General features: G+C 43.4%; 18 protein-coding genes and 2 tRNA genes. 10 read left to right on the forward strand and 10 right to left on the reverse strand.

The window, feature by feature from the left end; translation table 11 throughout:
• Positions 1–7: 7 nt before the first annotated feature.
• Together FTT86_RS08440 and FTT86_RS08445 are read right to left on the reverse strand one after the other, a co-directional pair.
• The gene (locus tag FTT86_RS08440; protein WP_180181005.1) at positions 8–658 is read right to left on the reverse strand and encodes a glutathione S-transferase family protein; all 651 of its coding nucleotides are present in this window, start codon (positions 656–658) and stop codon (positions 8–10) included.
• A gap of 160 nt (positions 659–818) precedes the next feature.
• Positions 819–1,766: a pirin family protein gene (locus tag FTT86_RS08445; protein WP_180181006.1), complete on the reverse strand. Its 948-nt coding sequence runs from the start codon at positions 1,764–1,766 to the stop codon at positions 819–821.
• Between the two features lie 502 nt (positions 1,767–2,268).
• Between FTT86_RS08445 and FTT86_RS08450 the strand changes: the two genes are divergently transcribed.
• Together FTT86_RS08450 and FTT86_RS08455 are read left to right on the forward strand one after the other, a co-directional pair.
• Complete coding sequence (locus tag FTT86_RS08450; protein ID WP_180087391.1) at positions 2,269–3,591, forward strand: GGDEF domain-containing protein; 1,323 nt, start codon at positions 2,269–2,271, stop codon at positions 3,589–3,591.
• Positions 3,592–3,781: 190 nt separating this feature from the next.
• Positions 3,782–5,005 (forward strand): GGDEF domain-containing protein, encoded by a 1,224-nt coding sequence (locus FTT86_RS08455; protein ID WP_180087390.1) that lies wholly within the window; start codon positions 3,782–3,784, stop codon positions 5,003–5,005.
• An 8-nt stretch (positions 5,006–5,013) separates the two neighbouring features.
• Here the strand turns inward: FTT86_RS08455 and FTT86_RS08460 are convergent, their stop codons facing one another.
• Entirely contained in the window at positions 5,014–5,946 is a 933-nt protein-coding gene (locus FTT86_RS08460) for a restriction endonuclease (protein ID WP_004280964.1), read from the reverse strand.
• 159 nt (positions 5,947–6,105) lie between these two features.
• Positions 6,106–7,674 (reverse strand): glutamine-hydrolyzing GMP synthase, encoded by a 1,569-nt coding sequence (guaA, locus tag FTT86_RS08465; RefSeq protein ID WP_004280963.1) that lies wholly within the window; start codon positions 7,672–7,674, stop codon positions 6,106–6,108.
• Positions 7,675–8,018: 344 nt separating this feature from the next.
• On the opposite strand from guaA, the gene FTT86_RS08470 reads away from it, so the two are divergent.
• The gene (locus tag FTT86_RS08470; RefSeq protein ID WP_004644839.1) at positions 8,019–8,657 is read left to right on the forward strand and encodes a DedA family protein; all 639 of its coding nucleotides are present in this window, start codon (positions 8,019–8,021) and stop codon (positions 8,655–8,657) included.
• Positions 8,658–8,695: 38 nt separating this feature from the next.
• On the opposite strand, the gene FTT86_RS08475 is transcribed toward FTT86_RS08470, so the two are convergent.
• From FTT86_RS08475 to FTT86_RS08495, 5 genes are all read right to left on the reverse strand, one after another.
• Positions 8,696–9,289 (reverse strand): hypothetical protein, encoded by a 594-nt coding sequence (locus FTT86_RS08475; RefSeq protein WP_005249589.1) that lies wholly within the window; start codon positions 9,287–9,289, stop codon positions 8,696–8,698.
• Positions 9,290–9,486: 197 nt separating this feature from the next.
• Positions 9,487–9,879, reverse strand: a complete 393-nt coding sequence (locus FTT86_RS08480; RefSeq protein WP_005249588.1) for a hypothetical protein — start codon at positions 9,877–9,879, stop codon at positions 9,487–9,489.
• A gap of 13 nt (positions 9,880–9,892) precedes the next feature.
• Positions 9,893–10,729: a ParA family protein gene (locus tag FTT86_RS08485; RefSeq protein ID WP_004280959.1), complete on the reverse strand. Its 837-nt coding sequence runs from the start codon at positions 10,727–10,729 to the stop codon at positions 9,893–9,895.
• A 96-nt stretch (positions 10,730–10,825) separates the two neighbouring features.
• Positions 10,826–11,218, reverse strand: a complete 393-nt coding sequence (locus FTT86_RS08490; RefSeq protein ID WP_180181007.1) for a SirB2 family protein — start codon at positions 11,216–11,218, stop codon at positions 10,826–10,828.
• A 9-nt stretch (positions 11,219–11,227) separates the two neighbouring features.
• Positions 11,228–11,536 (reverse strand): BolA family transcriptional regulator, encoded by a 309-nt coding sequence (locus tag FTT86_RS08495; protein ID WP_180181008.1) that lies wholly within the window; start codon positions 11,534–11,536, stop codon positions 11,228–11,230.
• Between the two features lie 233 nt (positions 11,537–11,769).
• Here FTT86_RS08495 and FTT86_RS08500 point away from each other — a divergent pair.
• Positions 11,770–11,842, forward strand: a tRNA-Gly gene (locus FTT86_RS08500).
• Between the two features lie 48 nt (positions 11,843–11,890).
• Positions 11,891–11,966, forward strand: a tRNA-Gly gene (locus tag FTT86_RS08505).
• Between the two features lie 268 nt (positions 11,967–12,234).
• Here FTT86_RS08505 and FTT86_RS08510 read toward each other — a convergent pair.
• Positions 12,235–13,935 carry an NAD-dependent malic enzyme gene (locus FTT86_RS08510; RefSeq protein ID WP_005249572.1) on the reverse strand — a complete coding sequence of 567 codons (1,701 nt, stop codon included), beginning with the start codon at positions 13,933–13,935 and terminating at the stop codon, positions 12,235–12,237.
• Between the two features lie 293 nt (positions 13,936–14,228).
• On the opposite strand from FTT86_RS08510, the gene FTT86_RS08515 reads away from it, so the two are divergent.
• From FTT86_RS08515 to nusB, 5 genes are all read left to right on the forward strand, one after another.
• The gene (locus FTT86_RS08515) at positions 14,229–15,191 is read left to right on the forward strand and encodes an alpha/beta hydrolase (protein ID WP_005249571.1); all 963 of its coding nucleotides are present in this window, start codon (positions 14,229–14,231) and stop codon (positions 15,189–15,191) included.
• A gap of 345 nt (positions 15,192–15,536) precedes the next feature.
• Positions 15,537–17,048 (forward strand): aldehyde dehydrogenase family protein, encoded by a 1,512-nt coding sequence (locus FTT86_RS08520; protein ID WP_180181009.1) that lies wholly within the window; start codon positions 15,537–15,539, stop codon positions 17,046–17,048.
• 398 nt (positions 17,049–17,446) lie between these two features.
• Positions 17,447–18,562 carry a bifunctional 3,4-dihydroxy-2-butanone-4-phosphate synthase/GTP cyclohydrolase II gene (gene ribBA / locus FTT86_RS08525; RefSeq protein WP_004647616.1) on the forward strand — a complete coding sequence of 372 codons (1,116 nt, stop codon included), beginning with the start codon at positions 17,447–17,449 and terminating at the stop codon, positions 18,560–18,562.
• Between the two features lie 18 nt (positions 18,563–18,580).
• Positions 18,581–19,051, forward strand: a complete 471-nt coding sequence (gene ribE / locus FTT86_RS08530) for a 6,7-dimethyl-8-ribityllumazine synthase (protein ID WP_004280926.1) — start codon at positions 18,581–18,583, stop codon at positions 19,049–19,051.
• Between the two features lie 4 nt (positions 19,052–19,055).
• Positions 19,056–19,505: a transcription antitermination factor NusB gene (gene nusB / locus FTT86_RS08535; protein ID WP_005249568.1), complete on the forward strand. Its 450-nt coding sequence runs from the start codon at positions 19,056–19,058 to the stop codon at positions 19,503–19,505.
• Positions 19,506–19,519 lie beyond the last annotated feature (14 nt).

The raw sequence follows: 19,519 nt of genomic DNA on the forward strand, positions 1-19,519 counted from the left end.
TAAGCGTTTAAGAGCTGATTTGCTTTTCTTTGGACAGTGCACGCGCATAGGCAGCACGTTGCGAGACCCGTTTCAGATAGGCCTGAATCGCTGGATAGCTTTGGCCTGTCCGGCTCTGCATGGCCTCCAAAGGAAAACTCATCTGAATATCGGCAAAACTGAAATGGCCGGCAAAATAATCATGCTCGCTCAAATAGCTTTCCAGAAACTGGATATGATCTTTTAAACGGCTCTGTACAAACTGCTTCTTCACTCCATCACAGATTTTTTTGGCGACTGGTCGAATCAGCAAAGGGGTATGTTTAGGCACTGTGGTCATTACCAGTTGCATCACCAGCAGCGGCATCAATGAGCCTTCCGCATAGTGCATCCAGTAACGGTACTGGGCCTTGTCGGTAATATCTTCTGGACGAAATTGTTGCTTTTCATCATACGTTTCCTGCAAATATTCCAGGATCGCCGCAGATTCTGCCAGTACCTGAGACTGATCGACCAGAATCGGAGCCTTGCCCAATGGATGGATCTGTTTTAAGGCCGGTGGCGCAGAAAGGTTGGGCTGACGTTTATAGTATTTAACCTCGTAATCCAGTCCTAATTCTTCCATGGCCCACAGAATACGAAATGATCGTGATTGTTCGAGATGATGTAAAACACGCATATTAGACTCATGATTTTATTGTTCTTGCTCACTGAGCATAGCAAAAAGCAGCAGACTCTAGCTCAGTTTTTGATGACTGTAATGATATGTATCCTATGTTGCAGATTCACTATTTGAGTTCAATTCAGACAGCACTCCATATTCCCATCATTTTTAGCATTTATCGGGAAGCACGCATCTGGTCTGGAAATGCAGGGGCTTCTAAACGTGGCCCATCATAGGCAGAAATGGAACCAAAACGTTCATGACCTTCAATCCATTGTTCCCGCGCAATTTTAAGTTCCTCTGTCGTGCGTCCGACCAGATTCCACCACAGTAAAATCGGGCTTTCAAATGGTTCTCCTCCAATCAATAGCACCCGACTCCCCGCATGAATTTCAGCGTTAACCTGCTGTAAGCCGGGCTCCAGGATCAGCATATTATCTTCATTTAGTTCATGCCCATTGATGCTAGCCGTCCCTTCAAGCACCATAAAACCATATTCAAATTTCGGATTCAGTGGCAAACGCATACTGCTACTTTCAGCCGCATACAGATCTACGCCGAGCAGTTCGCTATGTACTTTAACTGGTGATTTTGTTTTTAAATATTCTCCGACCAGCACAGTAAACTCAATGCCTCGCTCATTGACCACCGGCAATTCCGGATAATGGTCAAAACCTGGTGCCATATTGATCTTGTCATCCGGCAAGGCAATCCATAACTGCGCTGCATGCATATGCGTTTCGCTCTCGGGAGAGACTTCGGTATGTGAAATACCATAACCCGAGGTCATCAGATTGACCTGCTTGGGACGAATCAATTGCTGATTCCCCAGACTGTCATTGTGCATCATGCTACCTTCGATCATCCAGGTAAAGGTCTGCAGGCCGATGTGTGGATGGGGACCGATATCCAGACCATCTCCTTGCGGGAAACTGGCCGGACCCGCATGATCCAGAAAACACCAGGCACCAATCATGCGCTTATGCCGGCTCGGCAAGGCGCGTTTAATCACGGTGCCCTGCCCGATTTCTGCACGACGTAAAGGAAACTCCTGAATAAACTGATTCACGTACTTTTCACAATCATCGGAATCCGACAGTTCAATATCACTATTATTCGACATGGCTGAGCTTACCTCGGCATTTTCATTCTACTTTTGAGTGGGTGAGATATGCATTTGACCGATTCAAGATGCTTCTCTGTTCAGGACAATGTACAGGGTCTATGGGCAAAATCTATCCTTGGAAATATTTAGATACGTATAAAACGCCTCACTAGTCTCATCAATTTAAATCCTGAAAGGCGGATGAGATTTGTATCCAAAGCCCCAAACTTGAGCTTTAGCAAGGCAATCATGATTTAGGCACATGGCGTTATGAGTCTAAATAAACTGAAGCTCCAAGAATGTCATTCATCCATGTTTCACGTGAAACGAATCAACAACATCCAAAGACCTCCATGAATAAGATGATTGTTCATGTATTTCAATTACTTTCACTTTTACAAAACACAAATTTTGTTACGTTTTAGCTTTAAAAATTTCCCGGATACCCAATTTTTGGGAGGTTATTTTTTACTCAACCACGGCATAATAGGCACCTATAAAAATAATACTGGATCAGGACATGTCTGCTCAGAATGAGAATATATATTCAACGGCGAATGTATCTTTTCAAAATTCGACGACCGATAAATCACTGAAATTATCTGAATGTGATCTGCAAAACCGTCAGCTGATTGAACAGGCGCTGACAGATCCTCATGCCCGTATCCCTGCCCTGTTTCAGCAGTATTTTCATGATTATGTCTATACGCATAGTCATCATAACTTGCGTCAAATTAACTATCTGGCGCAAATTGCCTTTTTACTGTATTTCTTTGCCGATATCCTGATTATTCCAGACATGTTTTTTATTTCTGGTCTGATGCGCGTCGTTCTGGTTCTGGGGGCGATGTTTTGCTGTTATTACCTGTTTAAAAAACATAAAAATATTCAGATTCTGGACAGAATCTTGCCGATAGGCACCACTGTAGCTGCAGCGGCCTGGATTGGCTTACTCGCGCTTTCAACCAGTCCCCATGTTGCCACCTATATTTATGCCTCTGCGATCTTTATTCTCATCGCCAATCTCTGTGTGCAGACCCAGTTTAAAGTCGCAGTCTATTGCTCCATCTTGATTGCCCTGTTTATCATGCTTGGGGTGACCCAGTTCATGAGTGCTTCTCAAGCCTTTATTTTTAGCGTGGTCTTTAGTCCACTGTGGTTTTTTAGCATCTATATTAACTGGAATAACATTCTGAATGTACGGCGTTCTTTTCTGCGCTCCCTACTCGATGAATGGAACTATCAAACCTTAAAGAATCTGGCACATACCGATGATTTGACTCAGCTCTACAACCGTCGCCATTTTGTCGATATGGCTGAACGCTCTATTCATCAATGGCCTAAACATGCCAGTAGCTGCCTGCTGATGTTTGATGTGGATCATTTTAAAAATATTAATGATAGCTATGGGCATGATGTCGGTGATCGGGTGCTACAACTGATTGCTGAAGTGACCCGTAAAGAAATGCGGCATAGCGATGTACTGGCACGTTTTGGCGGGGAAGAGTTTATCGCTCTCCTGGAAGATACTCAGCTACAAGACAGCCTGGTTATTGCAGAACGAATTCGTTGTGCAATTCAAAAGCAGTATATTTATGTTGAATCCAATCATGCCATCCGGTTCACCATTTCGATCGGTGTTGCAGAACTAGAATCCCATACCCAACCCCTGGAAGACCTGATCAAACAAGCCGATATTGCCTTGTATCAGGCCAAGAAGTCTGGCCGAAACCGGATTGAGGTCTATCATCCCGATATGCTGAATAAGCCCAAGCCTGCGACAGAAAATCCCTGGAATGTATTTAAGCCAGGCACTCAACCAGCCCAGTCAACGGCGAATTAAAGCTGGATCATTGGTCTGCTCTATAAGCTAGGATCATTCTTAGAATGCGTTAATCGGGGATTTTATTTTATAAAATAAATTTGATTCTTCCACTTTTAAAATATCTAACAAAAGAATAGAATATTTTTTATACAACTATATATAAATTTCATCTTATTCATTTTTATATATTTTAATTTGGGAAGGCTGCATGCCGCATGATAAAGAAAAGGAATCACGTACCCTGATTCAGGAGGCTCTTCAAGATCCGCTTGTCCGTATTCCTGCGCCTTTAAAACCGGCCTACTATGCCCATCAAAAAAAGCTCACTTTAAAATACTTGTTACAGGTTAATTTATTCGCACAGCTGGCATATGCCTCTTATACCCTCGCCGATATTCTGGTGCTGAATGATATTCTCAAGTTGCTCATTTTGACCAAAATCAGCTATACCATCCTGATCGTATTGATCACGATCTGGATGTACCACTCTTACCGCAATTTACCTGTGTTTGATTTACTCTTACCTACCTCAATTATTGGCGCAAGTGCCATCTGGTTTTTTAATCTAAATCAGTCTGAAAGTGCTTATACCCTCATTTATCAATATGCCTCCTTGGTTTTTATTGTGTTGGCCAATTTATGTGTGCAGATCCGGTTCTGGCCGTCTTTGATTACTTCGAGTCTGATTACTTTGATGATTTACATCGGTGTATATTTCAATACTCGATCTGACCTGTACCAGATGTTTTTATTTTCCCTGATTTATCTGCCAGTATTGACCTTCAGTCTATATATTAGCTGGAGCTCGACCTTAAAATCACGCATGGTATTTTTGCAGCATACCCTGAATGAATATAATCGGCAGGCCTTTGAAAATATGGCCCATACCGACTCACTCACTGGCCTGAATAACCGTCGCTGTTTTGAATATCTCGCGCAGCAACTGGTACAGCAAAATTTTGATCAACCGCTGCCTATGAGTTTACTGGTCTTTGATGTCGATCATTTCAAGCAGATTAATGATCGTTATGGTCATGATATCGGAGATCAGGTCTTACAGACGATTGCCCTAAATACACACAGCGAAATGCGGCAGCAAGATATTTTGGCACGCTATGGGGGTGAAGAATTTATTGCGTTTTTACCCGAAACTTCTCTGGATGAAGCACTAAAAGTTGCCGAGCGCTTAAGGCATAAAATTGAAAATATTGTGATCGATCTGGATAGCCAACATCGTTTCAGTTTTAGCATTTCGATTGGTGCTGCCATTCTGGAAAGCTGTGAAACAGATTTGATGACACTGATTAAACAAGCCGATATTGCCTTATATCAGGCTAAAGCCAATGGACGGAATCGGGTTGAAGCTTATGATCCAGATCTGGAGCAAAGTTTAGCTGGAGAGATGCAAAACTGGCAGGTTAAACCGGCTTAAATTACCCGTTAAAAATTATCTTCATCAAAACGATCTTGGTCGATTTTATAGATATGAAAACTACGTTCTATTTGTACACCTAAACCAAATTCAATCATTAAAGACGTCAGCTTATCGCCATCAATTAAAACAATACCGGATTTTCTTGCCGACTCAATGGCCTCTTTACTGAAACTTGACGTAGTAATGAATACACCCTTCTTAGCAACTTGATCGGCCAAAGCACCTTTAAACTGTTGAATGTCGGGACGACCAACAGTATCTTTCCAACGTTTCGCTTGGATGTAAATTTTATCTAGCCCTAATCGATCTTCACTAATTACACCATCAATTCCACCATCGTTGGTTTTACCAATCGCTTGAGCTGCATCTTGATGTGAACCGCCGTAGCCCATTGCCACCAGAAGATCGACAACCAGTCTTTCAAAAAATGAAGGAGATTTATCTTTTACCATCTGAAGCAAATCACTTTTCAAATCAGATTTTAATAATTCCGTTGTGTTCTGGATTGTTTCTTCTGGAGTCTGAGTTTCTTGGTAACTATTTAGGCTTTCAATAACTTGTAGATTCCCGATCCCAAACTCATCTTTATTTTTCTTTCCTAATTTAAAATCTGAAAATCCGTTGAACTGTGCTAAATATTCATTTGTTATAGCATCTAAACTTTTTAAATCAACCTGTCTACCCAAGCTACTAATCTCACAATATGCTCTCTTCGGTTGTTGAACTAAGCCCGCCTTAACTAAGTAGGTCTTTGCCCATGCCACTCTATCTTTAAATATATTTTTCCCGCTCGGAAGAATTTTATTTAAATCCTCTTCGTGTAAATTGGAACGTTCAGCTAGGATATTCGCAGCATCCGAAATTTTTATTGGCTCATTTAATTCTGATAATAATTTCATTAAAGGCAGCATTAATTGATCATAAGTAGGTAAAGGCATTTTTTAGCTTTTAAAGGTTTATTTTTATTCAGTATAAATCAAAAAAAGAGCGCCGAAGCGCTCTTTTTTATTAGGTTATATCTGATAAACCAGATACTGCCACGCGCATAGCGCTTGGCGTAATTTAGGCGGACAGCAGTGCTGTCCGAAACCCCTAAATTACTCCCATTCAATTGTTGCTGGTGGTTTAGACGATACGTCATACACAACACGAGAAACTTCAGCAATTTCATTCATGATACGGGTCGAGATCTTATCGACTAAATCATAAGGAAGATGCGCGAAACGAGCCGTCATAAAGTCCACGGTTTCTACCGCACGCAGTGCAATCACCCATGCATAACGACGGCCATCACCGACTACACCCACCGATTTTACTGGCTGGAATACTGCAAATGCTTGAGCAGTCTTGTCATACCAGCCGCTGGCACGCAGTTCCTGCATGAAAATGTCATCCGCAAGACGTAAAATGTCTGCATATTCTTTTTTCACTTCACCCAGGATACGCACACCAAGACCTGGGCCCGGGAATGGATGACGGTAGATCATGCTGTGTGGCAAGCCTAAAGTCGTACCCAATTTACGTACTTCATCTTTAAATAAGTCACGTAATGGTTCAACCAGTTCAAACGCTAGATCTGCTGGTAAACCACCCACATTATGGTGTGATTTAATCACATGCGCCTTACCCTGCTTGCTTGCAGCAGATTCAATCACGTCTGGATAAATCGTACCTTGTGCAAGGAATTTTACGCCATCTAATTTACGTGCTTCTTCAGCGAAGACAGCAATAAATTCACGGCCAATAATTTTACGTTTTGCTTCAGGATCAACTTCACCTGCAAGCGCAGTCAAGAAACGCTCTTCAGCATCAGCACGAATCACGCGGATACCCATGTTATCAGCAAACATTTGCATCACTTGATCGCCTTCGTTCAAACGAAGCAAACCGTTGTCTACAAATACACAGGTCAGCTGATCACCGATCGCTTTATGCAACAGCGCTGCCACTACAGATGAATCCACACCACCAGAAAGTCCTAGTAATACTTTTTCATCACCAATCTGTTGGCGAAGCTGTTCTACACGTAGATCAATAATGTGTTCTGGCGTCCACAAACCGCGACAGCCACAAATTTGATGCACGAAGTTTGATAGTAATTCTGCACCTTTAGACGTATGTGTTACTTCAGGGTGGAACTGAATGCCATAGAAACGGCGAGTTTCATCAGACACCATCGCTATTGGACAGCTTGGCGTCTGTGCAGTGATCTGGAAGCCTTCTGGAATACGGGCAACTTTATCGCCATGGCTCATCCAGACATGCAACTGGTTTTCACGGTCCTGTAAATTACCGATCAGCTTGTCACGTACGACAATATCTACTTCTGCATAGCCAAACTCATGTACATGACCCGGCTCAACTTTACCGCCAAGCTGTTCGCACATGGTTTGCAGGCCATAACAAATACCCAATACCGGCACACCCAGCTCAAATACCACTTGCGGCGCACGCGGGCTGCCTTCAAGGTGAACGCTCTCAGGTCCACCAGACAAGATGATACCGTTTGGATTAAATGCACGAATGTCTTCTTCAGACATATCATAGGCATACATTTCAGAATATACACCAGCTTCACGGACACGACGTGCGATGAGCTGACTATATTGAGAACCGAAATCCAGAATCAGGATACGATCTTCAGTAATTTGAGTATTGGTAGTCATGACGAACAACTATGAAAGGCAAACGAAAGATAAGCGCCGTATTCTAACATTTTTCAGCGCATTAAGCACACAATTCGCATTAGGTATGCATTTAGTTGATTGCATTATATTTCTAGCACAACAAAGCATCCCTTCGGATGCCTTGTTTGATCTGTCATTTTTATATTTTTAAGCTCAAGATTTAATCCAATTAAGTCTATTTTTATAAAAATCTGAAGATAATATGTAAGAGAAATTTTGGCTCGATTGAAGATGAATGAAGCGTTAATTATTTTACTTTCTGGTACTGACTTTCATGCCCCGGGCTGTTAGGATTTGACCACACTTTTGCTTGTACTGGGCTCATGGAACTGATTGATTTTATCTTGCATGTTGATGATCACTTGCTTGAATTTATCACCAATTACGGGATCTGGATTTATGCCATTCTTTTCCTGATTATCTTTGTAGAAACAGGTCTGGTGGTCATGCCGTTCCTGCCTGGCGACAGCTTGCTATTTGCAGCAGGTGCACTGGCAGCCTCTACTGGTGCAATGGATCCATGGGTGCTGATTCCACTCTTGTTTGTTGCGGCAGTTCTGGGTGACACCCTGAATTATCATATTGGTAAATATATTGGTCCTCGGGTTTTCGAGATCGAATCGCGCTTCATCAATAAAAAACACTTATTGGCGACCCAGCAATTCTTTGCCAGACATGGTGGTAAAACCATTATTTTTGCGCGTTTTGTTCCTTTTGCCCGTACTTTCGCACCCTTCGTCGCCGGTGCTGGCAGCATGAATTACAAATATTTTCTGACCTATAATGTGGTAGGTGCATTCGCCTGGATTAGCTCATTTGTCATTTTGGGCTATATGTTTGGCAATATGCCGATCGTCAAAGACAACTTCACCTATCTAATTTTTGGCATCATTATTTTAAGTGTATTGCCAGGTGTGATTGGCTTTATTCAACAAAAGCTCAAAAAAAGTAAAACAGCTTAAGAACTTTTTACATTAAGATTCTTTTACAGCCTGTGCGTTTAATCCCAGAGCTTGATCAGGAGTGGGATCAGACAAAGCAGAACAAATAAAGCCGCGCCTTTATAAATGAGGCCGGCTTTTATTTTTTCAGATGGACTGGTGAGAATTGCCTGACCAAAGACCATCCAGAAAATCCCGACCGGAACGGTACTCAAGCTAAAGGCAGCAAAAACCAGAACGAAGTTGGTCGGGCTTTGCCAGGTTTCCATCGGTAAAATTCCAGAGGCCAACAATGCTGCTTTAGGATTTTTTAAGGTAGTGGTAAACATTTGCCAGGGGCGAATCTGCGGATGGGTCTTGCTGTAACGTTCTAACTGCTGAGCCTTATATAAATGCAAGGTCATCCAGCCCACACAGATGGTACTCAGTACATAGACCAAGCCTTTAAAATTTGGCCAGATCGGTGACGCCAGATGAATCAACAAGGCCCAGACATTAATGGCATAAAAATAGCCGAGTAAAATAGCAGGAAGATAGAGACTGGTTCTGGCTTGCCCCTGCTGATGAGCAGAACTGGCCACCAAGGCATTGGCGGGCCCTGGAACCATTAATACAGCAATGAGTCCTAAAACAAATAACCAATTTTCAATCATCGCAATGAACTTTTCCGGGCCAAGGTTGTAGCTTAATCAATATGGAAGTGGGATAACAAGCTTATAAATTTCAGATTTATATACAGTCTGGTCAATTTCCAGTGAGTTTTATCTTAATGTAAACCGCCCTATTCTTGTTGAAAGCAATAAAAAATGCCGACCCGAAGTCAGCATTTATCCGTTTAATGTTGAATGATTTATTTAGGCGTCGCCTGCCGAACGATGATCGAACAGTTCTTATAACGCGCGGCCTGTACAATCGCTTCCTGCTCGCCTAAAAGCCGTGCCAGTTCGGTTCTTTTGGTATCGGATGACTGTCCCATATTGACTGAAACACTCGGGCCAATACCCCATCCACCGCGACTACCCCAACCACCGCCAAGACCAACGCCCACACCGACGCCAGTACGTTTCGGTGGTTCAACGCCATTGTCGATATACTGCTGAATACGATTATATTCACCCTGTAATTGCGAACAACCCAAAGTCTGATAGAGGGTGGGCGACACATAAGTCGGTTTTACCGGCGTTGCACAGGCACTCAGTAATGCCAGTGCAGCAATACTCAGGCTTACTTTCACAAGTTTCATAGCTAACTCGATCTTAATTCTGCTCTATCTCATTGAACAACGATTGATAGGCCTGAGTCAATTTATGATCAGTAGCCAAATGAATCAAAGGCTGATTTTTCTGATGAGATTCTTTCATCAAGATCGAGGGTGGCAACATACTGTCGAGGACCGGTAAGCCTTCATCTTTGAGCTGTTGTACCACTTCACGCGGTAATTTGGCCTGTGCCTGAAACTGGTTCACGACAATCCCTTCGATTTCCAGCCCTTCATTATGGTCATCCTGGGTTTCAATGACATTTTCAATCAGGGTCTGTAGGGCACGTTTAGAAAATACATCACAGTCAAATGGAATCAGCACGCGGTTCGCCGCAATGAGAGCAGAGAGGGTAAAGAAATTGAATGCAGGCGGTGTATCAATAAATACCCGGTCATAATGCCCCGACAGTTGTTGCAAGGCATCTCGTAGCTTATAAATCTTGTGCTTGGACTCCAGTGCATGGGCCAATGCACCCAGTGTTGGGCTAGCCGGAATAACATCCAGATGTTTAAAAGAAGATTGATGCACATAGCTTTCCAGACCTTTGCTACGACTTTTTAAAATCGAGCCAATCGCATTACCAAGCAAGCCCTTGCTTTGCTGATTACCGAGTACATCTTCAAAATAGTTTTCGATATTCGGTTCGAGTGCCGGCTTGTCACTAGAATACGTCGCATCATCACCCAGCACATACTGGCTAGAGTTGGCCTGCGGATCCAGGTCAATCAATAAGGTTTTTAAACCCTGATGTGCACTGATCGCTGCCAGATTGACAGTAATACTCGACTTGCCTACCCCACCCTTTTGATTAAATACCACACGTGTACGCATGTCCCCCTCCTCACATTTTTAATTACTTTTACAACATTTGTATTTTCTAATTATTTGCATGGGCTGGCTGTGCTGATCATCACAGCCAGCCTGCTTTTAGCCAAAATTCGGCTTGATCATCACCAAAGCCAGAATAGACACCAATGAAACTACAGCAATAACCAAGCCAGCCCGACGCTGCGACGGCAAGATTGAATCATCTTTCTTATAGGCTTTGCCTAGCGAGGACACCAGTACCAAAAATAAAATGACTTTGGCATAGAACCAAGGCTGTACATCAAAGTCTTTCAGGACGAGCGACACAATGCCGGTCAGTGCAATCACCGTGATAGCTAAATGCTGTAAAGCGACTAGCGCTGTACGTGCCACCGGATTAGGTAAATTCCCTTGTGTACCGACAAACAAGGTTAATGCACGGGCAAGAATAGCGACAATGGCTAATCCTGCTGCCGACATATGAATAATCTTGACTAAAAGTTGGGTTTCCATCATGTCCTCTTAGTTTTTAGGTGCGTGTGCACAAGCAGGACTGGTGGTGTCCTGACCTGCCGATTCTTCAGGCAAAAATGCATGAATGGCCAGCGCATGAATCTTATCTTTTGACAGCAAATCACCCGCAGCAGCATAAACTTTCTGATGACGCTGGACGGGGCGCAAACCGGCAAATGCCTGACTCACAATCACGGTTTTAAAATGCGATTCTTTTCCCGGGAAATAACCACCATGACCCGAAGACTCATTCACCACTTCCAAATGGGTTGGGGATAATTGCGCCAAACGATCTTTCAGTTGTTGTTCTAAGCTCATGGCCTGACTCCAATCTTCAAAAATATGGTCTCAGTATACCTTGTTCTGCCGAGTATTTCGGTAATCTGTTCAGATGCAATCCGTTGATTGTGGCGAAAATTTATTGATTTTTATATAAATATTGGTTATTTATTGTCTGGTCTACAGCATTTTGCTTTTATTTTATGCAATTGATGCAAGATTTTTAACAAAGGTGTTGACCACATTTTTGCATGCTGTATTATACACGGCATGCGGGAATAGCTCAGTTGGTAGAGCATAACCTTGCCAAGGTTGGGGTCGGGAGTTCGAGTCTCCTTTCCCGCTCAAAATTTTTTCATTTAGTTTTTTCATTTAAAAAACTTTATAGACTCCGCGGGAATAGCTCAGTTGGTAGAGCATAACCTTGCCAAGGTTGGGGTCGGGAGTTCGAGTCTCCTTTCCCGCTCCAGATTCTAAAAAAGCCCTGATCGAAAGATCGGGGCTTTTTTTATGTTGATGTTATTTTTTTAAATGATCCTTTCATTTTTGTTTCACTCAATAACAAATTCTTAAAGTACTTTCTGATTTTATAACCAAGATGTGACCATAGTACCCCCTACGGCAATAAAAAAGCCCTCATCAAAAGATCAGGGCTTTTTGATATTCCATCAATGAATCAGATGAAAGTAGGCTAGCGCAAAAAAACTAGCGATGATAAGAATCCATCTTCAATACAATTAAAAGGTAATTCGCTGATAATCACGGTATTGCGGTGTCCAGAAATTATGCTCTATTGCTAGCTGCAATTCTTCTACACTGACTTTCGGTGCTACTCCGTCTTCAATCGCAGCAAGTGCCACTTTTAAGGCAATCTGCTTCGAAATTGACTGTAAACAATCCAGATTCGGCAATAAATCTGCCTGAGGATCTTTCAGTTTCGGAGAACAGTCCGCCAAGGCATTACTCGAGGCCATCAGCATATTATCCGTGACACGTTTCGCACCTGAAGCAACCACACCCAAACCGATACCCGGGAAAATATAAGAGTTATTGCATTGGGAAATATGATGAATCTGTCCCTGATAATTCACTGGTGCAAATGGGCTACCCGTCGCAATCAATGCTCTGCCATTGGTCCATTGCAAGATATCTGCTGGAACAGCTTCTACGCGGGAAGTCGGGTTGGATAAAGGGAAAATAATCGGTTGTACACTATTTTCAGCCATGGCTTCAATCACTTCCTGAGTGAATAAACCCGGCTGTCCAGATACACCAATCAATACCGTCGGTTTGGCACGCTTAACTACATCTAGCAGAGAAATCATGCTCTCTGCATCTGCCCAGCTTTCTACATTTTCAAGCGACTGTGCCAGTTTGCGCTGGAAATCCAATAAATTCGGCTGATTCTCCGTGATTAGGCCAAAGCGGTCGACCATAAACACGCGTGCACGCGCTTCAGCATCACTTAAACCCTCAGCAACCATTTGCTTAATGATCTGTTCTGCAATCCCGCAACCAGCTGAACCAGCACCCAGGAAAGTAACCACCTGATCTTTGAGCTGTTTACCTGCTGCACGCGAAGCAGCAATCAGGCTGCCGACAGACACTGCTGCGGTGCCCTGAATATCATCATTAAAACAACAGATTCGATCACGATATTTTTCCAGCAAAGGCATGGCATTTTTCTGTGCAAAGTCTTCAAACTGAATTAAGGCATCTGGCCAGCGCTGTTGAATCGCCCGAATCACCGTCTCGACAAAAGCATAGTATTCATCGCCGCTGATTCGTGGTTCACGCCAGCCCATATAAATCGGGTCATTTAACAACTGCTGATTATTGGTACCGACATCAAGAGTAATCGGTAAGGTATAGGCCGGACTGATCCCGCCACATGCGGTGTAGAGTGCCAGTTTTCCAATGGGAATCCCCATACCACCGATGCCTTGATCTCCAAGACCTAAAATGCGCTCACCATCTGTAATCACAATCACTTTCACGTTCTTTTTATTGATATTGTGAATAATCTGGTCGATCTGATCACGGTCAGGATAGGAAATAAAGATCCCACGATGACGGCGATAAATATCAGAAAAGCGCTGACATGCCTCACCCACAGTCGGGGTATAGATAATCGGCATCATCTCACTGAGGTGATTTTCAATCAGATGGTAAAACAGGGTCTCATTGGTATCCTGAATATTCCGCAAATAAATATGCTTGTTAATATCACTGCTAAAAGCACAATACTGCTGATAAGAACGCTGACTTTGTTCTTCAATCGTCTCGGTGACATGAGGAATCAAGCCATGCAAGTTAAAGCTTCTACGCTCTTCTTCAGAAAATGCAGAGCCTTTATTGAGTAGTGGGAGTTCTAGCAGAGTATTTCCAGCATAAGGAATATATAAAGGGCGTTTACTGTTCAAATTTTCTCTGGGCATTATTTAACTCATCTAATCAATCTTCGGCAGTTCTGCCAAAATAGTCACATCACTTTGTTTATTTTATATAGCTTAGCCTGATTTTAAGCTGTTAGGTCATTTAGCAAATTTATAATACTTGTAGCAGGATTTTATAATCTGATAACACTCATTTTCAGCCTAGGTTTTGGACGGTTTCTAAAATTAATCCCTATTCGTATTTTTAATTTAAATCGGCAGCAAGATCTGTTTGACAAAAAACCTCAGCTCATCAAGGATAAAGCATAAATTTAATAAGACCAACGAGTATAACAATGAGTGAACTGCAACCGCTTTATCAGCCCGATATTTTGGGGACAGGTTATGAGCAAGCGACCTTAAACTTTCCCGATGATTATGAGGGCAAAGTCGTAGCAACCCTGATCCGTAAAAAAGCAGCCCAACCTACAAAAAAAGCAGTTCTATATATTCACGGCTTTATCGATTATTTTTTTCAGACCGAAATGGCAGAGCGCTTTAATCAGCATGGTTTTGATTTTTATGCGCTGGATTTGAGAAAATACGGCCGTTCGATTCTGCCGCATCAAAAATATTATAACGTGTATGACCTTGCTGAATATGATGCAGAAATTACCCAGGCACTCGACATTATAGCAGCCGAGGGTCACGATGCTGCCCTGCTCTGTGGTCATTCTACCGGCGGCCTGACCACGACCTTGTATGCGGCACATCATCCGCAGCATTCTTTAATTAAAGCACTTTGGGTCAACAGTCCATTTTATGACTTCAATATGAATCCGATTAAACGTGCGCTTGGCATTCCGCAACTGAGCAGACTGGCCAAAATTTTTCCCAATCTTAAATTTCCAAGCGAGCTGAACAAGTGGTATGCCACCAGCCTGCATAAGGATTTAAAAGGCGAATGGGACTTCAGTCTGGACTGGAAAAAGACCCGCTATCCGATGGTTCGGATCAGTTTTATTCGTGCCATTCATGAGGCACAGAAAGAAATTCATCGCGGTGTTCAGCTCGATGTTCCGGTATTGATCATGCATTCGCATCAGACTTTATATCCTAAAAAATGGGGTAAAGCCGCACAGAGCAGCGATGTAATTTTAGGGATTAAAGACATTCAGAAATATGCCAAAAAAATTAAAGGCGATGTCACGGTTCAAAGTATCCAGGACGGTTTACATGATCTAGTGCTTTCAGAGCAATCTGTGCGTGAGCAGGTTTATCAGCAGCTGTTTCAATGGCTGCATGACAAAGGGCTTTAGATAAACGTGGAAGGAGAAATGAAACTTACCCTCATTTCTCCTGCTTGGCTTCTTTTGAATCTTTATTAGGTTGAAATGTAATTAAGCGCATTGAAAATATGCCAATCTTTCGATGGTTTATAAGTGCTATAAACCCTTGTTTTTAAATTTAAGACTTGATAATTTATAACTTTTATTCTTCTACTGCTTGTCTCCAAATATTGTCTTTTGTAGCAAGCCTGTAAACAAACAACCGCCCGTCTTTTTCCCTCTTTATAGTAGAGCTGAATGCAGAAGCGCCTATATTTTTTGATCGGCAACATGCGCTCGACCTGCACCACTAACAATCATATAAAGGAATAGATTATGCGTTATGCAGACCCCAATACTGACGGTTCAAAAATTCAATTTAAAACACAATACGAGAATTTTATTGGCGGCGAATGGGTCGCTCCGGTCAAAGGTGAATACTTTGACAACATCTCTCCGGTAGATGGCAAAGTCTTTACCAAAGTGCCGCGCTCTTCTGTAGAAGACATTGAATTGGCCCTGGATGCAGCGCACAAAGCCAAAGAACAATGGAACAGAGCATCGCCGACCACCCGCTCCAATATTCTGTTGAAAATTGCAGATCGTCTGGAACAAAATCTGGAAATGTTGGCGGTGGCAGAAACCTGGGACAATGGCAAACCGATCCGTGAAACGCTGGCTGCCGATATTCCGCTGGCTATTGACCATTTTCGTTATTTTGCCGGCTGTATCCGTGCTCAGGAAGGCGGCATTTCCGAAATTGATGAAGATACCATTGCCTACCATTTCCATGAACCGCTTGGTGTAGTCGGACAAATCATTCCCTGGAACTTCCCGATTCTGATGGCTGCCTGGAAACTGGCACCTGCCCTGGCTGCGGGCAACTGCATTGTGTTGAAACCTGCAGAACAGACTCCGGTCAGCATTCTGGTGCTGGCTGAACTGATTCAGGATATTTTGCCACCGGGTGTCCTGAATATCGTCAATGGTTATGGGGTTGAAGTCGGTCGCCCGCTAGCCACCAACCCACGCATTGCCAAGATTGCCTTTACCGGTTCCACCGCCGTCGGTCAGATGATCATGCAATATGCGACTGAAAATATTATTCCGGTGACTCTGGAACTCGGCGGTAAATCACCAAATCTTTTCTTTGCCGACATCATGGATCAGGAAGACGATTATCTGGACAAAGCGCTGGAAGGTTTTGCCATGTTTGCCCTGAACCAGGGTGAAATCTGCACCTGTCCATCGCGTGCGCTGATCCAGGAAAGTATTGCTGACGAATTTCTGGCGCGTGCCGTTGAACGGGTGAAACGGATTAAAACCGGGCATCCGCTGGATACTGACACCATGATTGGCGCGCAAGCCTCACAGGAACAGCAGGACAAGATTCTGGGCTGTATTGCCACTGGTCGTGAAGAAGGCGCAAAGATCCTGACTGGTGGTGAAGCACGTCAGGAAGTGGGTCAAGGTTTCTATATTGAGCCGACTATCTTTAAAGGCACCAATGACATGAAGACCTTCCAGGATGAAATCTTCGGGCCTGTATTGGCTGTGACCACCTTTAAAGACTTTGATGATGCGATCAAGATCGCCAATGATACGATTTATGGACTCGGTGCCGGTGTCTGGTCACGCTCAGCGCATACCTCTTACCGTGCAGGCCGTGCTATTCAGGCAGGTCGGGTCTGGACTAACTGTTATCACATCTACCCTGCCCATGCGGCTTTCGGTGGTTATAAAAAATCAGGGATTGGGCGTGAGAATCATAGAATGATGCTGGATCATTATCAGCAGACTAAAAACTTGCTAGTCAGCTATTCGACCAAGCCTGCTGGTTTCTTCTAAACAACCTGATGATTAAAAGCGGACTTCGGTTCGCTTTTAACCTGATATTTTTTAAAATTTTAATACTAGGTAAAATTTTCCAGCATTGTTCGTCCAGAATTCCATTGAATGACTGACAATAAATTAAAATACTTTCTGAAAACGCCTTAATGTCTGGGCTTATGTTGATTTCACCTAAGTTTCTCATTTTTTATGCTTTTTAATTGCTCAAAAAACCTGCATAAAGCTCAGGCTTTCATTTAAAGTCGGCTTTTCATGTTTATCAAGACTGTGTATAACAATGAACCACTAGAGGGAAAGCAATAAGCATAGGCAAAATTGCGCAAAAAGCGTTAGACTATGTACCCAATAATGTCATGATTCGGTCTGATCAAGATCAAAAAAGAAGGTGAAGGTTGATGCCGCTCAATACTGTTGAAGAGCTTGTAGCAGATATCCGTGCAGGAAAAATGGTCATCCTGATGGATGATGAAGATCGTGAAAATGAAGGCGACTTAGTGATTGCTGCCACGCACGTACGTCCTGAAGACATCAACTTCATGATCACCCATGCACGTGGTCTGGTCTGCCTGACTTTAAGTAAAGAGCGTTGCCAGCAGTTGAATCTGCCTTTGATGGTTGATGCCAACGGCGCCCAGCATGGGACCAATTTCACCTTGTCGATTGAAGCGGCTGAAGGTATTTCTACCGGTATTTCTCCGGCTGAACGTGCTCATACAATTCAAACTGCTGTGGCTGCTCATGCCAAACCGGCCGATATTGTACAGCCAGGACATATCTTCCCGCTGATGGCGCAGCCAGGCGGTGTATTGCACCGTGCTGGACATACTGAGGCAGGTTGTGATCTTTCCCGTTTAGCAGGACTGGAACCAGCTTCTGTGATTTGTGAAATCATCAATGAAGATGGCACGATGGCGCGCCGTCCGGATCTGGAAGTCTTTGCTGAAAAGCATGGCCTGAAAATCGGCACGATTGCCGATCTGATTCATTACCGCATGACCAATGAACAAACGGTAGAGCGTATCGATCAGCAAAGTATTGATACTGAATACGGCAGCTTTGACCTGTACCGCTATCGTGAACTGGGTAACCCGGATATCCATTTGGCCTTGGTCAAAGGTGAGCCTAAAGAGGGTGTGACCACAGTGCGTGTACATGGTTTTAACCCGACCCGCGACTTGCTCAAACTGAAGAAACAGGATGGCGAGCCGGCCTGGAACCTGGATCGTGCCTTGAAAGAAATTTCCAACAGTGATCGTGGTGTACTGGTCTGGATTGGCCAACACCATTTACAGGACCTGGGTCCAGCATTAGATACCCTTAAAGCGCCAAAAAATGTAAAATCAAATTCTGCACTGTCTCAGCAGTATCAGACCATTGGTGTGGGTGCACAAATTTTGCGTGATCTAGGCGTTGAAAAAATGAAGCTGCTGAGCTCTCCATTGCGTTTCAATGCCCTTTCAGGCTTTAACTTAGAAGTGGTGGAATACATCACCGCACAACAAACATCTTAAGAAATCATCGAGGTTGTTATGGCAGTTCGCCGTATTGAAGGTATGTTACATCTCGCGAACGAAGACCGTTATGCGATTTTAGTTGGTCGTTTTAACAGCTTTGTGGTTGAACATCTGTTAGAAGGTGCCATTGATACATTGAAACGTCATGGTGTATCAGAGGATAATATCACTGTTGTTCATGCACCTGGTGCCTGGGAACTTCCTGTCGTTGCGAAAAAACTGGCAGCTTCAGATCGTTTCGATGCCATCATCGCGCTTGGCGCCGTGATTCGTGGTAGCACGCCTCACTTCGATTTCGTTGCAGGCGAATGTGCCAAAGGTTTGGGCGTAGTTGGCCTCGACACTGGCTTGCCTGTCATTAACGGTGTACTCACTACGGACAGTATTGAACAAGCGATTGAACGCTCTGGAACAAAAGCAGGCAATAAAGGTAGCGAAGCTGCCCTGACTGCGATTGAAATGGTTAACTTGTTAAAGGCTATTTAACGCTATGTCGCAAACACTTCAAGCAACTTATGCAGCAAAACGTAAAGCACGTCGCTTTGCTGTACAAGGAATTTATGAATGGCAAATGAGCCACAATCCGGTGCATGAGATTGAAGCACGTACGCGTGTGGAAAATGCCATGCACAAAGTGGATCTGAGCTATTATCATGAATTGTTGACTCAAGTGGTTGCCAATCATGAAGCATTGGATGCGCTCTTAATCCCGGTACTCGATCGCGAACTTTCTGCACTTGACGGTGTTGAGCTTGCGACCCTTCGTCTTGGTGCATATGAACTCAAAGAACATTTTGAGATTCCATATCGCGTCGTTCTAGATGAAGCAATCGAACTGGCTAAACATTTTGGCGGTGCCGATAGCCATAAATACATCAATGGTGTATTGGATCGTTTAGCGACAACTTTGCGTGCAGCAGAAAAACAGCAGTCTAACTAATAGCGTAGATTCGT

The sequence above is a fragment of the Acinetobacter sp. YH01021 genome, from assembly GCF_013420255.1.
In the GTDB taxonomy this organism is placed as follows: Bacteria; Pseudomonadota; Gammaproteobacteria; order Pseudomonadales; family Moraxellaceae; genus Acinetobacter.

What these genes read in the sequence shown, in the direction of transcription:
- FTT86_RS08490 (WP_180181007.1), bottom strand. Translation starts at nt 11,218, where the DNA reads ATGGAAACCCAACTTTTAGTCAAGATTATTCATATGTCGGCAGCAGGA.
- FTT86_RS08520 (WP_180181009.1), top strand. Translation starts at nt 15,537, where the DNA reads ATGCGTTATGCAGACCCCAATACTGACGGTTCAAAAATTCAATTTAAA.
- FTT86_RS08445 (WP_180181006.1), bottom strand. Translation starts at nt 1,766, where the DNA reads ATGTCGAATAATAGTGATATTGAACTGTCGGATTCCGATGATTGTGAA.
- FTT86_RS08475 (WP_005249589.1), bottom strand. Translation starts at nt 9,289, where the DNA reads ATGATTGAAAATTGGTTATTTGTTTTAGGACTCATTGCTGTATTAATG.
- ribBA (WP_004647616.1), top strand. Translation starts at nt 17,447, where the DNA reads ATGCCGCTCAATACTGTTGAAGAGCTTGTAGCAGATATCCGTGCAGGA.
- FTT86_RS08450 (WP_180087391.1), top strand. Translation starts at nt 2,269, where the DNA reads ATGTCTGCTCAGAATGAGAATATATATTCAACGGCGAATGTATCTTTT.
- FTT86_RS08510 (WP_005249572.1), bottom strand. Translation starts at nt 13,935, where the DNA reads ATGCCCAGAGAAAATTTGAACAGTAAACGCCCTTTATATATTCCTTAT.
- FTT86_RS08515 (WP_005249571.1), top strand. Translation starts at nt 14,229, where the DNA reads ATGAGTGAACTGCAACCGCTTTATCAGCCCGATATTTTGGGGACAGGT.
- FTT86_RS08495 (WP_180181008.1), bottom strand. Translation starts at nt 11,536, where the DNA reads ATGAGCTTAGAACAACAACTGAAAGATCGTTTGGCGCAATTATCCCCA.
- FTT86_RS08440 (WP_180181005.1), bottom strand. Translation starts at nt 658, where the DNA reads ATGCGTGTTTTACATCATCTCGAACAATCACGATCATTTCGTATTCTG.
- nusB (WP_005249568.1), top strand. Translation starts at nt 19,056, where the DNA reads ATGTCGCAAACACTTCAAGCAACTTATGCAGCAAAACGTAAAGCACGT.
- guaA (WP_004280963.1), bottom strand. Translation starts at nt 7,674, where the DNA reads ATGACTACCAATACTCAAATTACTGAAGATCGTATCCTGATTCTGGAT.
- ribE (WP_004280926.1), top strand. Translation starts at nt 18,581, where the DNA reads ATGGCAGTTCGCCGTATTGAAGGTATGTTACATCTCGCGAACGAAGAC.
- FTT86_RS08455 (WP_180087390.1), top strand. Translation starts at nt 3,782, where the DNA reads ATGCCGCATGATAAAGAAAAGGAATCACGTACCCTGATTCAGGAGGCT.
- FTT86_RS08470 (WP_004644839.1), top strand. Translation starts at nt 8,019, where the DNA reads ATGGAACTGATTGATTTTATCTTGCATGTTGATGATCACTTGCTTGAA.
- FTT86_RS08485 (WP_004280959.1), bottom strand. Translation starts at nt 10,729, where the DNA reads ATGCGTACACGTGTGGTATTTAATCAAAAGGGTGGGGTAGGCAAGTCG.
- FTT86_RS08480 (WP_005249588.1), bottom strand. Translation starts at nt 9,879, where the DNA reads ATGAAACTTGTGAAAGTAAGCCTGAGTATTGCTGCACTGGCATTACTG.
- FTT86_RS08460 (WP_004280964.1), bottom strand. Translation starts at nt 5,946, where the DNA reads ATGCCTTTACCTACTTATGATCAATTAATGCTGCCTTTAATGAAATTA.